Origin of the sequence: Psittacicella hinzii (assembly GCF_003585935.1) — a bacterium.
GTDB lineage: Bacteria > Pseudomonadota > Gammaproteobacteria > Enterobacterales > Psittacicellaceae > Psittacicella > Psittacicella hinzii.
In genome coordinates this window covers 19,593-36,675 of the sequence record NZ_NRJG01000060.1, presented here as the reverse complement: position 1 = coordinate 36,675, position 17,083 = coordinate 19,593, and the positions used below count along the sequence as shown (strand labels likewise).

The window sequence follows — 17,083 nt, the reverse complement described above, 5'->3', positions numbered from 1 at the left end:
GAGAGTTTTTTACGTATATAGGTTTTTGCTTTTAAGCTTTCCTTCTGTAACTTTTAGTAACGCCAGAACTTAGGCATTAACAACACTAACATGGTTGTACATTCTAGACGTCCTAAGAGCATCACAAAACCATTAATCACTTTTTGTAGATTAGTTTGTCCATCAAAACCACCGGTAGTATCAGATACTCCACCTACAACTAGTGCTCCGGTGTTTGAAATCGTAGTTACTACACTTGAAAGGCTTTGATCGATCGACAGACCAGTAAAGCTTAGAATAAATACCGCAAAACTTGCAGTCATAAAGTAGATACAGATAAAAAAGAATACCCCTTGCAGGTCATCTTTATCTACCGATTGACCGTTATAGAAAATAACGCTACTTGCATTCGAGTGGATGGTTTTATTCATTTGTTGGTGAATAAACATCTGAATAATGTTCAGACGGAAGATTTTTAACCCTCCGGCTGTTGAACCTGAACATCCACCCAGCATTGCCATGGTTGCCATCAGACCTATAGATGCCGCACCCCATGCTGAGTAGTCCGAAATCCCAAACCCTGTATTAGTTGAAAGGTTAATTAGATTTACTAAAGATTCCCAGTATATGTAAAACAGACTATAGTGGTACTGACTACCAAGCTCTGAACCTGTATGGTAGAGTAAGCGGTCAATACTAATTAAGAAGGCTACTACCATGAGAATCAGCGTGTACACTTGGATCTGCTGATCTTTAAAAATGCGCCATGGAGAACGGTTACGTAAATTTAAGACAAACACTTGGAAAGGCAGAGCCGAGAGGTACATAAATACTACTCCGGGCCAGTAGGTCGTTACTAACTCCCCAAACGAATCATCGGTTGGCGCAAAACCACCTGTTGATACGGTTGTAAATGAATACATAATGGCATCCATTTTCCCCATGCCGCATAACCAGTAACTAAACGCACAACTAAAGGTAATAAACAGATAGTACACGGCAATGGCAAACGCCATATCACGATAGTGCGAGAAAGCTTTCTCTTCACTGTCCGAGGATTCAGTTTTAAACAGCTTCATTCCCCCAGTACCTAAGTTAGGTAGAATGAGTACACCTACGACGATGAATCCTATGCCCCCAAACCATTGCGTAATTTGTCGCCAAAAGAGCAAGGAAATAGGTAAAGACTTAAAGTCCGTAATAATACTTGCTCCAGTAGTAGTCAACCCTGAACACATCTCAAAAAACGCATTCGCAAAGTCATAGTTGGCAATAATGATGTAGGGGAACATACATATAAATACCCCATAGACCCACATTAAGCTCGTGGTTAAAAATAGATCCGGAGTACGCAACTTAATGACTTCTTCACGCTTAAGCCCAAACTTTAATAAAAAGCTGGCAATCAGCATGATAATGATTTGTCGGATATACACATAACTGTGACCGTCTTTAAAGTAAATCGATACTAATAAAGTAATGAACATTAGAAAACTAATGACATAGGTCACATTCGCTAGGGCATAGCGGACAAATTTTAGATTAAAACTAAAACTAAACATCTGTAGCTTCCCTAGATTTGGGTTGGTGATTTTTGAATTAGTTTAGCAAAGGCTTGTAAGTCTTCGCGAGTATAAGAAATACCTAAAACCTTATCATCTGGTAAGAACTGCGTATGGCTCGTTACTACTTGGAATAAACCTTTACGCATTAAGCCCACAAAACGAATATTGTGTGGCAGTTTTAACTGCCCATACTCAATACCACTAATCGGTTTATTACCTATATAGCCATGAAGCTTACATTGGAATAGCGAGTAGATATTATTCGGATCACGGTAGACACGCTTGAATGTTGACGCCATACCATGAGCACGTAATTCAGTGGCTAGATCGTTTTGTCCGGAATAGATAATATCGATCTCTTCATTGTGAATTAATGAACGGTTTACACTTTTACCAATTACGGCAATGGCACGTTTACAACCCATACGTTTAGCTAGCACCGCAGTTAGAATATTAAGGTTATCTTGCCCTGTAGCTGCAACGTAAATATCCGTACTATCAATCTTCTCTTCGAACAGTAAATTCTCGTCCGAACAGTCACCGGCAATTACGAGTACGTTTGCCATATTATTAGCTAGTTCTAGAGCTTTATCGCTTTGTTGTTCGATGAGTTTTACACTTGCTTTAGAGCGTAAGAAACCAGCAAGGTAAGTATTAACTCGTGAACCACCTGCTAACATAATACGACGTGGTTTAGCTAGGGCTCGTTGGAAGTAACCTATAGCTAACATGACATTATCCGGTTCAGCCATAAGTACGATTGTATCTCCGGCATTAATGATTGTAAAATCATTAATCGAGATAATTACGCTATTACGAATAATCCCTACTAAACTAATGTTTAGTTTAATTAGTTCGGCAGCTGCTTGGGTTGCCACGCGTCCGACAAATGAACCACCATATTGTGCCTGACAGGCAAAGGCAGCTACTTCTTGATCGCAGAAATAAGTAAAGTACTCTACTCCTGGATAACGAATAAGATTATTAATAGCATTAGCAACGATTAAAGTTGGCTCGACCACATAATCAATCGGAAATAAGTTTTGCCCAATTAGACGATCTTGATGGTTGAGGTACTTACGGTCACGCAAGCGCGCAATTTTACACTCAACATTGTAGATCTCATGAGCAATTTTACAAGCAAGGATGTTAATCTCGTCGTGTTGGGTAGCCGCAACTAGAATATCCGCCGACTTTAGATCGGCACGATCTAAAGTGTCTAAATCCGTAGCATGCCCCGTAATGGTAACTAAGTCATACTTAGCAGCAATCGCGGCTAAGAGATCACTATCCGTATCAACCACTACTAAATCACACTCATCATCGATAAAGTTATCGATAATCGAAGTTCCTACCTTACCTGCGCCTAAAATAACTATACGCATAAGATTTATCTAAAAACTAACAGAATCTTCTCAAAGCTATACTTTAATTTTTTATCATGACACAAAATGTGCCAACCTAATTAAAGATACTTTAACTTTAGTTAAGCTACTTACGTCGATAAACTAAGAAGAAGCTTAAATAAAGTTAAGTATTCTTGAAACCCTATTATAACGTAAATAAACTTTAGCTTCACAAAGCTAAGCCAAAGCGACCCCTAAAGCACGCTTAAAATAATACAAGAGCAAGTCTTCTCTCCTATTTTGATATTCTCCGTCAAATAAGTAAGCCGTCCCCCAAAAGTGATACACCACAAATACAATAAGACAGTGTATATGCTATACACATCACAACAAAGTAATACACCAACCCCACCCCTCATAAACACACACTGCAACCACAACTATAACCACACACAAACAAAGAAAACAAAAAAAGGGTTAACACCTTTAGTGTTAACCACAATTATTTCGTTCTTGAAATTTAGTTCTTTACATTCAGTCCTTTATATTAAGCTATTTAATTTAAACCATTGATATGTAACTCTTTTTTAGGAGATCAAACAAACTTTTTTAATTATGACTATGCAAATAGCCTGATTAATTCTTAATCATGACTTTGCAATTAAGGCTTGCATAAGAATGAACTTCTGTTGTTCATATAGATGTACTAATTGATCAGTTTGTGCAATTAACTGATAAACTTGTTCAAACAAGTTAATGATTTTCTCTTGTTCTTCTACTTCTGGATAGGCTAAAGTTATATTCTTTAACTGTGAACTAGTAATACTTGCAAAAATCGTCCCACTAGCTAATAGCTCCCAATGCCCTTGCTGTTTATAAGCTTGTAACGCATAGTACAAGAACTTATTCTCACTAGCTATAGCACAAACTCCTCTTCCTAAGACTACTGGATATTCAGTAATCGCCATCCCTCCCACTTGAGCTCGTACGGTAAAAATCAGATCTCCCACTTGCGCTTGTTTGGTAATTTGCGTAGTGTAAGTGCGAGGTACTATTCTTTGCTCCACTATATCCGAATTACCTTGCACTAAGATGTAATCTTGAGGATTGGTAGTGTAATTACTCGATTGAGGAAACTGTCCCATCGTAATTTTACTTGCTAGATCTACTAATTTAGTTCTTTGCCAAGGTTGAGTAAAGCCTTTAAACCTTAACGGCATAATATGTTGATTTTTTAAGGCATATATATATATATATCAGATTTAATTTTTCCCATCTCTTCTTGAGCATTTACTTCAAATTGTGGAAAAATTCGCTCTAATAACTTCTCCTTAAGGGAGAGATAAGCTTGATATTGATCTTGTACCTTAAAAAGTTGCTCATCAACTGCCTGCAAGAGCTTAACAATGGCTTTTTGTTCGGCTGGTTCCGGGACGCTAATAGCTACAGCTTTTACTTTTTGTGCGTTGAGATTCGCTTGCGTATTAGTTCCTACTAAACAATCCCAATATTGATTAGCTGTTTTAAAACTTAGATCATAATAGATAAAATCACGTAACACCGTATCAGCAAACTGCATATTTAAAAATAGCTTGGGAAGTAGCTACCGGTACTTGGTTAATGGTAATTTTACCTACGGATGCATACATCGCAAAATTAATCGCTCCTGCAGGTACTAACCAAGCAGCACAACTATCTAAGCCTTCTTGAGTAATATGTTTTTCTGTTTGCTGAATATATTTACGTGCTGCAGTCATATCTGCAATATTTAAAAATGGGATCTCTCCATTAGCATAATAAACAGCTTGTGAAGATTTAGGTGTACCTCCAGCTTTACCATAGGTAAACCATTTACATAAGGGCTTAGTTTGCCATGGAGTCGTAAAACCAGAGAATCTAAGGGAAAGTGGTTTGGTCATAATTAAAAAGGAAAAGTAGCAAGTACTAGCATTAAGTACTAGTACTTATACTAGGCACTAAAACTAAACCTTGGACAAATGATAAAACTAAGTCTATGACTAAGACTATGCCCTATAACTAAGATTAGTGCCCTAACTAAAATAAAGAACTTAAAGAACTAAGAAAAAGAACTTAAATCTCGCAGCAAGTATTGCGAATGAGTATTTGAAAGAAGTATTTAAGAGAAGTATTTGATAAACATCTTTAGAATAATTTATCTCAAACCTTTAATAAATCTAAATTGCTAGTGCTTTATTAAGACAAGGAAATCTCTAATAAAACCTCCAAGCAATTGCCAATTTTAGGTATTACTAAATTAAGCAGTATAACTTGATTTAACTTCTAAGCGCAGCTTATCTTGAAGAAGATCAAGCAGTCCTAGTGATCAGTACTTATTACTCAAAGTAAAAATAATACATAGCTGTTAGTTATTAATATCAATAGTAGAAAGCGTTACGATTAGTTACTTATGCACATCTAATTATTACAGATTGTGTTTTTGAAGCAATCCTCTTTTTTAGGGGATTTGATTTATTAAATCGAGAGGAGAGTGTACGATCGATTTATATCACTATAATCGAGATATCTCGATTATACTACGATCTTCGTTCTGAAAGGAGATAACTAGGCTAGCAAAATCTTACCAATCTTGCTCGATAAATCCTTATAAGAGCTGACTATTAGAAGAAATGAGGCTTGTTAGTTTGTAGTTTTGACGATTTTACTGCTGTGGTTGGTGGAGTTTATAGGTAGTACGTACCGTTTTACAGTTGTAGTTGGTAAGTTTATCGTTTGTACGTTAGTTGTTTATCGTATGTAGTTTGTATCACTTTTGGGGGACGCAAATAAAGGTCGTCTCAAGGAGAAGGAAGAAAGGAAAAAGAGGATTTACTTGCTTAGAAGCTTAAGAGAAGATATTAGAGGATATGAGAGAAAAATCAATAGGATCAAGTTAAAATTTATCCGATTACTTGCAAAATCAACGATCTGTTGATTTAGTTCGAGAACTATATATCTCTATAATCTAGCCATAAAAAAAACTCGAGGGTTTAATCCTCGAGGTCAATATTTAACATAGGAAAGTTCTTGTCTGCTTGCTAAAAAAGTTCGCAAGTTAATCATTAGCTCTTAACAACTAACTAAGGTTAATTATTAAAAACTAAATCTCACAACATATTTACTGGCAATAAATATGGCTTACTTTTAAAGCTTGCTACTTACAAATATATTTATCTAAAGATTTTTTGGCATTAAGTCTTTAAATAAGGATGTTTGTAAAGACAAGTTATGTTCATAAGTAAGATGATAACTTTTACTAACTTTTACAATTAATAAAAGTTGAATACTAGTTGCTAACGCAACTACCCATATGCAAATATTGCACTCGCTAAGATGATTCTAGTTTACTGTAACGACTAAAGGTAAAAATCCTATTAGCCGGGAAATTACAGCTACTTACGTGATATTACTCACGTAAAGCTTATCTTAGAAGATAAACCTTATTCCCCAGGGTATAAGAATCTATACAGCGTTGTATCTTTTTACTGCCTTTTATCGCATATTAATTAACTATCTCTACAGCAAAATAAAGCAGAAAATAGTTATTCCTCTATTAATAGCGAAAGTAAAAAGACCTGAACGCAAGCTGCTTAAAATATAAATATTTTAAGTAGCATGAATAAACTCTATACGCTTGTACTAATAAATTAGTACGGGTGCTTATGCATCAGAATCTTTCATGATGAATGCTTTAATTTACAAGATTCTGATTAAGTCCTAACTAAGAACTAGTGTTACGAATTTATTTTATATTTTATGGTTAGTTGTAGCAACACTTAACATAAACACAATACTTTTGTAGAGTATTGTTCTACGAAAGTAGCTGTTTTTATTTTTCCCAAATTTTTGCGAGGACAAAAAATAAAGCTAAATACATAGCTCTGATAAAATCTTATCCTTTATGGGTTAAAGAATAAAATTAGATAGTACTTTATTTACGGTATGCTTGCTCTTATGTTTTGGCATGAACATAAGTGTAAGTTTATGGCTCGGTTTGAAAATTATTTTTGAGACTATTTTGATAGTATTTTGAGATTATTTTAAGACTGCTCTCAAAACAATTCCCAAGACAATCCCAAGTTAAATCTGCAAAACAAGCACACAAAAACCGGCGATAAAGTCCTATTTCCTCAACAAAGTAATTAACTTACAACCTACTATACGTTATTAAGGATAGCTTATATTTTAACAAATACGGCTTAAAAACCATATAACTATATAACACAACAAACATACTAAACATAGTTTTTTCCTAAAAACAACAAATAGAACTTTAAAATCGTGATTTTAGCAACCAAATCACTCTTTAAGATTGCATATCTATCATTTTATTTACTACACTTAGGGCAACTAAATAGGCAATTTATTGCTTGTCATTCACGCTAAGTCGTAACTAAGTCCTTACAAATTAAACCTTATTTCACTAAGTGCTGGGGTTATTTGAGGTTATATAGAGTTGATTGAGGTTATAGGGTGTTGTATGAGTTGTATTGGATAATCTGTGGTGTACAGCTCTCAAAGTAAGCTATCCAAAAATCTAAAAAATCTAAGGCCGTATGTAAAAAATAAGAGTAAGTTGTAAGATTTAGAATCTGATATTTTAAACCAGTGCATTGAACTGGTATGTTAAATCTGTGTATTGAACTGGTGTATTAAACAGGTGTGATAGTCGTGGTTTTACGTGAAACTTGAACAATTTTACGTAGATCATAAGCACTAAGTAACATTAAACAAATCCCTAAAGTCACTAATCCTAAAGGTAAATGTAACGGTAAAGCTAGTAATACCATTACCAACCAAGTACTAATCCCCCACGTGTACAAGCTAATTTGTTTGCGTAGCGGGGAAACATAACGTAAGTTATGTTCACCGATATGCCGATAACAACGCAAGCTATACCATAAAGCCACTACCATAGGTACTAACAACACTAAATGTGGTACTAAATAAGTAAATCTTAACTTAAGTAACCAGAAATAAAAATGCAAACTCAACATAAAGTCTTGCAAATTCTCTGCATTAAGACGTGCTCCGGTAGTGTGCATTACTTGTTGAGTTAGAGCAGGTAGAGATTGTTCGCTTGTTACTTGTTGAGAAATCTCTTGCCAAGTATAGCCACCAGCTGCTAACCATGCTTGCCAATTATCCGGGACACTAACTACTCCTAAACTTACAAGCTGTTGTAAGTGCTGTCCTGCAGTATTTGCATTAGCGCTATAGCCAGAAAAATGTACTATAGCCCCGACCAATCTTCCTCGATCTATACCCAGAAAACCATAGATCAGCAATACTAATACTGCTCCTAAACACAAAATAAAAATAAACTGATAAAAATAACGCATTGTAGATCTTTACTCCTCTCAACTTCTTTCTATTCATTTCTACTTCTTTCTATTTATTTCTACTTCTCTCCAAAATTGCTTTACTGTTAGTTTGAGGTTAGTTTGAGTAAAGGTAACTCTACTCGTCCAAACTTACAATCGGTAATCTACCTTTAATAATTTGTCCTCCAGCAACGCGAGCTATATACTCAAAGTTTGGTAATTCAGCAAGAATATCTGGAGTTACTAAAGGTGTATTCTCAACATTAAGGGATTCACTAAAGGAGTTATTAGTAAAAGCATCTTTGTTTGCGTAATTACCTTGTTTTACTTGAATACGAGTGCGTCGTAAAGATTCAGCAAGGTACTTTTGTGTTTCAAAGTCGGTTGTTCTTAAAGCTAACCAGTTATTAAAGTTACCTAACATTTGGCGAGTTTTCTCACGATCTCCTGTACGTACATTAAAGTCGGCAATTGTTTGCGTTGCGGTAAAGCAACGTAACCCTGCACCTCTCCCTTTATTCAGAATCTGAATAAAGGCATCGTTTACGACCTCTCCAGCCTCATCCACAAAGATATTTAACGGCTTTTTAATATCTTTATAGTTATAGATAGTTCCGGCTAAGGCTGCAAGATCTGAAAGTAATAAACTCCCGATATTTCCAGATAAAGTAGCGTCAGATAAACTATCTAAGCCTACGTAGAGAATGTAATTGGTTGTAGTTAAACTCTGTAGATTAAAGAGTACTCGATTATGGGCTTGCTCTAGTTCTGGAGTAATCAGTTCGTTCATCGGAGGTGTTGCCAGTACTTGTAAACCAGGTAATAAGGTCGCAAGCATTTTCGTTAAGTGCGTAGAATCATGTTTGTAGAGCTCAATAAGATTAAGTAAGGCTTCTTCTTGGATTTGTGGATGATAGTCTTTAACATAGGTACGTAAAACTACGTTAAAAGCTCGTGTATCCATAGCAGGATTAGACACTACTTGCAAGATGTCATCTAATTGGTGACGTTGACAAACGTCAATGAGTAACTCAACTAATAGATCCTTTAAACCAATAGTTACACATAAATAGATCCGCAAGAGCGTAATCTTTTTATGTAAAGCTTGCAGAGCTTCAATGATTGTTAGTACTGCTTTATACGAAACTGCTCTAAATGGACCAGCATTAGCCGAATTGGGCATTAAAGAAATAATCCGTTGTGCTAGATCGGAAGTTTTAGCATAGTTACCCAATAAATCTAAGGCAATGCTCTGTTGTGCAAAAGCAGGACTAAAAGCTAAAAAGCGATCAGCCATTCCAAGCTTATGAGCAGTAGCTAAAGCTTTTTCTCGTAAATCATGATCTCCTTTAGGGTCAATAATGATTACACTTTCTTGACGCATAATTGCCTGTTGAATTAGCAGATCAAAAGCCCTTGTTTTCCCAGATCCTGTAGTGCCAACAATTAACATATGCCCATTAGTATGCTCACAATCTAAGTAGATGTTTTGCTCACCATTATCTAGAGTGTGTAACCAAGATGATCCCATTTTAGTTGTAGTTTGGCTATAAGCAGGATGTTGTGCCATTTTAAATTGTTGTTGGATTGCTTGTTGACGGAACGTATGTTTACTATCCCAGTAAAAGCCTTTACCTAACCACCATTTTTGTGGCACTAGTTGGGATTGTAGCGTCTGTGAATTGAAAATCAGCAGTTTACGTTGATAACGTAAATCTAACCAATAACGATTCTGTAAGGCTTGAGGATAGGAAATTAAGGCTAAAAGCATACTCATTAGCCAGAGCAACAAACAACTCTTACTTAAACCACTATTAGCCAATACCGCAAAGAACAGCCCTCCAATACTTAAACTCACACCTAAGATTAAGTACCCCCACGCTAAACATAACCACAGTTTGACCTGCATAAGTTCATAGTTCGGACGCCAGTGTATTGTTACATCTTCGTGTGCATAACGAGTACGTAACTTTTCTTGTAAAGCTGGAGTAATAATTAGTTCTAAGCTTTGCACGGCAAGGTTAGCAAGCTTGTGATACCAAGTTAGAGCAGGAAACTCTTTACTCTTATTGGCACTATCTTTACCACTGTTATTATTCTCCTTAGATTTACTACCTACTCCAGATTTAGAACTGATAGATTCTGCAGAACTCTTGGCATCTTTTTTCGCGTTAGTAGCATCTCCTAAAATCGAATCTTTATCTTGTGCTGTACTATAAGATCTTGCACCTATAGTTGTAGCTTTTGGATCATTTGTAGCAGTTGTATCTGTAGACCCCGTAGAACCTTGAGAAGCTACAGAATCTTCTTGGTTGTTATTTGTGAGAGGTGAAGTGAATTTAAACATTAGTCCTCCTTACATATACTGTAAAAAATCATCAGCTAATTCTTCTGCATGTTCAGCGAGATAGATTTCTACCAGTAAAGGTAATATCGGTAAATCTAAAAAGTAGTCATACTTGATACTTTGCGTTTGCTCATCAAACTGCTTAGGATCATCTGGCATAACAATGGTTTGAATGATCTCTCGCTCTAAAGCACTTAAAGATAAATATGCCCAAGCACTTCCTGACAGATTGCATTCAAGATGATGCATCAGACGTACATAATCAATCTCCTGTAAACTAATATTCTCCAAGAACTTGATTGCTTGTGCGGTTGATCCTTGTTGTCCGATGCCAACAAAGCCTCGATTGCTTAAGAGTTCTTTAAGTTCTGCGTTAAAGTCATTCGAACCATCAAGATCATCTTGCTCATTCTCTCGATTTACAAAGCTAGGAGAGTTAAAGTTAGAGTTAAAGCTAGAGTTAAAATTAGAGTTAAGGTTTACATTCCCCACTTTACTCTTCTTTTCTTGTGCAGACAAGTGCCCTGCTAGAGTAAAGGTATGTTCGCTAATTTGGCCGAGAGCTTTAATTTGTTGCGCAGGGATGGTTTTTAACTGTGCTGCTTGGGTTAAGTAAGCTGTATCTTTAGCTGCTTGTAGTTGCGGATTGGTTGCTAACAGTTGTTCGTACTTTTGCCAAATAAGTTCTTGTCGCTCTTGTGTTTGTTTGAGTAAGTCTATTACTGATAATTCATTATGAGCTTCTTCATGTTCATTACGAGCTTCTACATACTCATTACTAGAAACAGCATAGCCATGACTTGCACCCACTTCTTTCTTATCAGCCCTAGCTGCTAAGTTATTAGAACCTTGTGTCTCTTGCTCTCTAGCCAATAACTCATCTACTTTAGCTGCTATACGCTGACAAGTTTCTAGTTGTAGCTGTTGGGCGCTGATGTGTGCCATATCCATTTGTGAAGCATACATATGAGCATCTAAAGGTTGATAATGAGCACAAACTAACTCTGGTAAATTAGCTAGTCCTACAAACTGACTATAACTATGATCTAAACTATCACCCTCTAAACTAGGTAGTACACTCATTAATTGGTAGTTCTCTAGAATCTGTTCGATCTGCTGAAAAGGTACTTGTTGTTTAAGATTCCATAACAAGAAATCATACATACAACTAAGAATCTCGACTGTTAAGAAGTCATCACCTTGCAGAGAGATTAAACCTTGCTCGATACGCGCATTAATACGTCTACCTAATTCGTGTTGAGATAGGAGATTATGTAAATCATCTTGAGTAAAACTAATGCTTGAGGTTTGTTGCTTAAACTTTAGATAAGTAGATGAAACGATAGTCAGATTCTTAAACTGATTAGGTGATGTGTGAGGACTTGGCTCTTTCTCACCCTCTACATCTTCCCCACCATCTTCATCATACGAAAATCTTCGATTTTCAGCTTTAAATTTATTTTTATCGCTATATCTAGCTTTAGATTTTCTCTCTTCCCCGAAAAGATCATTTATCTCATCATTTACATCATTACTTAACTCAATCTCACCATTGATTTCTCTATTAATTTCTCCATTGATATCACCGTTAATCCCATTATCAGCAATTCCAAACAATCCTAATTCACCCTTAACAGATAAAGAGTTATCTTGTTCTCTCGAACTATTCTTCGTTTGTTCCTTTTCTTGTTGTTTGACTTGCGCAAACTCATCTTGAAGAGTATGAGCAAAACGCGTAAAACTATGATTATCTTCTTGTTTTGCACCTTTAATTACATTCTCAACCGGCATTTGCTCAAACTGCACAAATAATTCGTCCAGACGCACTTTATCTATTTCGGCATGTGCTTCTTGTTTGCGAGTTGAAGCTTTTTTAGTTTTAGATTTAGAGCGAGACTTACGTTTAGAGGTGGTTTTGGCTGTTTCTGGATTTGAAGCTTGTTCTGCTTGAGATAATGACTCTTCATCTTGCGACAATTCATTCAATTCCTTAGATCTTTCTTCTAACTCTTGAAACAAACTATCAATCTCTTTAAACCCATACCCAAAATCTTGAGATAAATTCCTAAACTCTTGAGATGTAAATCCCACCTCCTCTTGCGATGAAAACTTACTTGTTTGAGCGAAACCAAATTGAGATTGCATAGACTCAACTTTATCTCGAGAATTAGCTGTGAAATCAAAAGCATTTACTTGTTCATTACTTAGCTTATCGTTGGTATTTTTAGCACTTGTAGCACTAGCTTGTTTACCTCTAGATTCTGCGTTTACAGGTAAACTTGAGGTAGCTTTTGCGTTAGTGGAAGCTTGAGGGTTTGAAGAAGCTTGAAAGCTTGAGGTTGCTTTTGCGGCAGCAAAAGCTCCACTAAACTTCCCTTGAAACCCTCCATTAATTACTCCCTCTCCACTAAAAGCTACAAAATCCGCATCATCAAATCCATTAAAGTTATCAACTGGGATATGTACTTTATGAGGTACTACTTGTTCTAAAGTCTCTTGTTCATCTTCCCATTCTTCCTTGCTCATAAGCTTATCCTTATTGGCAAAATTACCTAATCTTAATCTTGATATCTTTCTCGATCATTTTGAGCCGTCCCCCAAAAATGATACAAACTAACAAACTACAGCTTTCTTTCTTCTTCGACGTTTACGCGTAACTAGAGTAGAGGAAGTAGCTATATCTTCAGGTGCTTCTTGAGATACACTTGTTTCTTGAGCTACACTTGTTTCTTGGGCTACACTTGCTTCTACAGCTGCTATAACAGCTGTTGCAGATGGTGTGAGTGGTGATATCTGAACATTTTGTGCCCTCTCTTCTTCAAGAGAGACATAATCTTCAGGCATAGCTTGCTCTCTTTCGCGTTCTAAGAACTTAGTAAAGAGTTGCCACTTGAGCATAAGTGTTGCTACTTTCGCTTCCCAACTCGGTTCTTTATTTGCTTGAGAGTTTGGATTGTTATTTACTTGGCTTTCTGGGCTTTGATAGATCTGTTTAATGAAATCTGCCTCAAGATTATCTAGTTCTACTCCAGACAGTTCTTTACTCGCAAGAGTAAAGAAATCTCTCCATTTACGACTACTAACTCGTCTTAATTGCTCTTTGAATACTTCTTGACTATTCCGTTGAGCAACTAAGTTAGGATTAATCGACTGTTCTTTACCAGTTTGAGTAGCTAGACTACTCACTAAATGAGCCATAAATACTCCTTTAGTTTGTGCCCAAAAGCTAATTGGAGAAAACTCATTAAACTTCACCATCTCCAATAAAGTCTTACGACGTTGCACTAAATCCGTACTTAAAAGTTGCATAAAGTTAACTTTTTCGAGTAAGGATTCGAGATTTTGCGTAGCATTGATTTGCCGTAAAACAGAAGCTGCGGCTAAGCGTTTAGCTGTTTGTGCTGCACGCTTTTGCTGGGCTTGTTTTTGAGCTCTCCACTGAGTAATAGCTTGTTCACGTTTAGAAAGAACGGTTTGATAATCCGTAGTAGCATAGTTAAGCGTGTTATCTATCGGACTGTATAGCCAATCAATATCTGGTAGAGCAGTAGTTTCGGTATAGGCAAGATCTATAGCTTCTACACTTTCTCTTTGGCTTTGTTTGTAATTACATAGATCGCTATACCATAACCAAGAATCTTCATCTTGGGCAATTACTTCATAGAAGTTAGTAGGCAATTCTCCTAAATGCTCAAGATTAGATGTTTCATTTACAACTATAACTTGCTCTGTTTGGCTAACCTCTTCTCCCTTACTTGTTTCAAGTTCATCTATATGACTTGTTTCAAGTTCATCCATATGACTTGTTTCAAGTTCATCTTTCTGACTAGTTTCAAGTTCATCTCTTTGACTAGTTTCAAGTTCAGCCAATAGTGAATTTATCTCTGCATACTGTAGATCACAATCAGCAACACTAGTATCATTAGTTGTTGTAGAGGTAACTTGATTTGTAATTGTAGTAGTGACGCTATTACTGGGGGGACAGTACGCTGTTTGCGTTATTGCTTGGTTTACAACTCTAGTTTTATCAGGTGAAGAGTAGGCTGTACTAAACATATTGTGAGGATCATTAAAGCCACTACCACCTGTTCCCCAATCATTTCCAAAACTATTAATATCACCAAAAGTATCAATACTCATGTCGTAATCATCGTCATCATCGTCGTACATGAAGTACTGATCAAAAAACTCACTATTCGGATCATCAAACATCGATCTCGGAGCATAATAAATACCATAGTTTGTTTCTTGAAAGAAGAAGTCATTACTCTCTACTTCACCAAACACTTCCTCATATTCCGGTGGAGTCATGCCTGGTTTTACTCTTAGATTATTTATAATGGGTAGTTTACGTTGAGGGATGTCATTAGCATCAACGCTAGCACTGGGGTTGGCATTAGGGTCGGTATTAATATTAGAATTTATTACAGCACTATCACTAAAGTAATAGTTCATATTCATCGGGTAGTGAAGATTACGCTTACTTACCCTACTCATCTCCTCTTCACTAATACCAATACCTATTTGCACACTTTTGCTTTCAGGATCTAAATCTAATTCTGTGGCTGCTAATTCTGTAGATACCTGTTCTGTAGTTAAGGGATCTGTCGTAGTTAATTCTTTGTTTGTTGGTTCTTGGTTTGTGAAGTTTTGGTTTAAAAAGGATGATTCTGCATTACTTACTAAGGTATCTTCCGTACTTTGAAGACTTGATTGTTGTGTAGAAGCAATACTATTTACCGCATTAGAGGCTGAATTATTTTCTCGTTTTACGTTTATCTTTACGGCATTTGGATAAGGATCAAGTTCTTCATTGTCCTCATCTCTAAATAAAGGAATGAACGCAAAGGCAGATGCTGCTAGATCTTTTAGACCTTTACGTTTTTTGGGGGAAGGATTGTTCGATGATTTGCTCATAGAAACTCCTATCTCTTCTAGTTATGGGGTAAATAAGTTAAGGTATAAGTTAGCTCTTAAATTAGAACTTTAGTTAAGACTTAAATTCAAAATTAAATTAATGTTAGGTAAATACTTAACTCATGCACTTAAGATTTAAGTTACTTACTTGGTTGTCTGAAGGTTATCTGAAAAAAGTTATTCACTTTTATAATTCATCTTTCGTTAGTTGTTGATACTCATGCCATAAGGACTTTAAGTACTTATCTTTGGCACTATGTAATAAAGAGCTCCATTGCAAATCGTTGTAATCTGCAATAAGTTGACTGTACAAAATACTTAAGAAGTAATGATGCTCGAGTACTCCTTTAGGATTACCTCCATGAGGTGGATGAGCTATCTCAGCTTGTTGTAATTGCCAGTAAGCTAAAGCTTGCGTTAAATAACTCACTAAATACTGCTTGCCATGTTCACGAGCAGTATGCTCGAGTACTTGAATAATAAGTGAAGCAGTATTAGATAAGTATTCTTGCTTAGCAGCTGCTTGTTGCGCTGCTAGGTCAGCAACTTTTAGTTGCTTTTGTGCAGTTTCACAAGCAACCTTATGTCCATACTCCATGCTTTTATTTAAGTGTGATAACGGATCTGCTTGCATTACTTGCGTTAACACTAAGTTACGCCAATTAAGTTCAAGAGCTGTTAAGGTTTTCTGTAAAGCTGGACTAATTAAAGCATTAATGTAATGAGCTGCTAATTGTTTACTCTGTTCAGAATTTAAAGCAGAAAGTTCTTGCCAATGAACTTTAACATTCAGAGTTGTACTATCAACTCCAGAGCTGTATCTACCACCATAGCACTTACTACCATAGTACTCATTACCGTAAAACTGATTAGTAAGTTGAGTTATCCATGCTTGAAGATTAGTAGCATGTTGGGGATAGATCTGTTCATGTCCACGGATAGTTACCTTTCTCCCAAAGTTCACTGCCTGACTTACTAAACTAATAGTTAAGTAAATTAAACCATTACTGATTTTTTCATGAGCAGAGCGAGCTTGTTTTACTTTACGTGCATGGGCTAAGTAATACATTAGTCCAGCATGAGTTGCGTATAAGAAGTACTGCAACATTCCACCAGCATGAGCAAAGACTCCTCGCTCTTGATAAGGAGCACTATAAAACAGCTCTTGGGCTCGTTTGAGTAATGGATCAAGCAAAGCTACTTCTAATACCGGATCTAACGCTAAAACTCGCTTTAAAGCTTGACAAGGTTTAGAGGTGATTTGTTGCATAACTTCCGGTTCAAGCTGAAAGATATGCTTACCATTAAAATAATCAGGGGTTACTAAACCTAAATTATCTAATTGATAAAAGTCGGTATATATTGCCCATACTGGTTGACTAAAGGGATCATTAAGTTGCTGCATATTCCTCCCTCTGGTTATTGTTGTCTACAATGGTTAAAGCTAACTCTATCTAATGTAGTTTGCTCTACCTAATATATTGTGGTAGTTGTCTATAACTTACATAGTTATCCATACAGGTTATAAGTTGTTGTAAATTGGTTAAAAGTTGTATTTAAGGCATCTATACAACCGACACCTTAAAT

General features: G+C 36.2%; 10 protein-coding genes. All 10 read right to left on the bottom strand.

Annotated elements, in window-relative coordinates; all coding sequences use genetic code 11:
• Positions 1-53: 53 nt before the first annotated feature.
• Positions 54-1,541: a TrkH family potassium uptake protein gene (locus CKF58_RS03810; protein WP_119531136.1), complete on the bottom strand. Its 1,488-nt coding sequence runs from the start codon at positions 1,539-1,541 to the stop codon at positions 54-56.
• An 11-nt stretch (positions 1,542-1,552) separates the two neighbouring features.
• Complete coding sequence (trkA, locus tag CKF58_RS03805) at positions 1,553-2,929, bottom strand: Trk system potassium transporter TrkA (RefSeq protein WP_119531134.1); 1,377 nt, start codon at positions 2,927-2,929, stop codon at positions 1,553-1,555.
• Positions 2,930-3,537: 608 nt separating this feature from the next.
• The gene (locus CKF58_RS03800; RefSeq protein ID WP_119531132.1) at positions 3,538-4,110 is read right to left on the bottom strand and encodes a restriction endonuclease subunit S; all 573 of its coding nucleotides are present in this window, start codon (positions 4,108-4,110) and stop codon (positions 3,538-3,540) included.
• A 14-nt stretch (positions 4,111-4,124) separates the two neighbouring features.
• A complete protein-coding gene (locus CKF58_RS08650) occupies positions 4,125-4,469 on the bottom strand; it encodes a restriction endonuclease subunit S (RefSeq protein ID WP_119531130.1) in 345 nt (114 codons plus the stop codon).
• Positions 4,456-4,809: a restriction endonuclease subunit S gene (locus tag CKF58_RS08645; protein ID WP_119531128.1), complete on the bottom strand. Its 354-nt coding sequence runs from the start codon at positions 4,807-4,809 to the stop codon at positions 4,456-4,458. Before CKF58_RS08645 ends, CKF58_RS08650 begins: the two co-directional genes overlap by 14 nt.
• A 2,751-nt stretch (positions 4,810-7,560) precedes the next feature.
• The gene (locus tag CKF58_RS03785) at positions 7,561-8,250 is read right to left on the bottom strand and encodes a hypothetical protein (protein WP_147397209.1); all 690 of its coding nucleotides are present in this window, start codon (positions 8,248-8,250) and stop codon (positions 7,561-7,563) included.
• 118 nt (positions 8,251-8,368) lie between these two features.
• Positions 8,369-10,579, bottom strand: coding sequence for a conjugative transfer system coupling protein TraD (gene traD / locus CKF58_RS03780; protein WP_119531124.1), 2,211 nt, complete (start codon positions 10,577-10,579; stop codon positions 8,369-8,371).
• A 9-nt stretch (positions 10,580-10,588) separates the two neighbouring features.
• Positions 10,589-13,105 carry a hypothetical protein gene (locus CKF58_RS03775; RefSeq protein ID WP_119531122.1) on the bottom strand — a complete coding sequence of 839 codons (2,517 nt, stop codon included), beginning with the start codon at positions 13,103-13,105 and terminating at the stop codon, positions 10,589-10,591.
• A gap of 87 nt (positions 13,106-13,192) precedes the next feature.
• Positions 13,193-15,496 (bottom strand): hypothetical protein, encoded by a 2,304-nt coding sequence (locus tag CKF58_RS03770; RefSeq protein WP_119531120.1) that lies wholly within the window; start codon positions 15,494-15,496, stop codon positions 13,193-13,195.
• Between the two features lie 187 nt (positions 15,497-15,683).
• On the bottom strand, positions 15,684-16,901 hold the full coding sequence (locus CKF58_RS03765) for a hypothetical protein (RefSeq protein WP_119531118.1): 1,218 nt from the start codon (positions 16,899-16,901) through the stop codon (positions 15,684-15,686).
• Between the last annotated feature and the right edge of the window lie 182 nt (positions 16,902-17,083).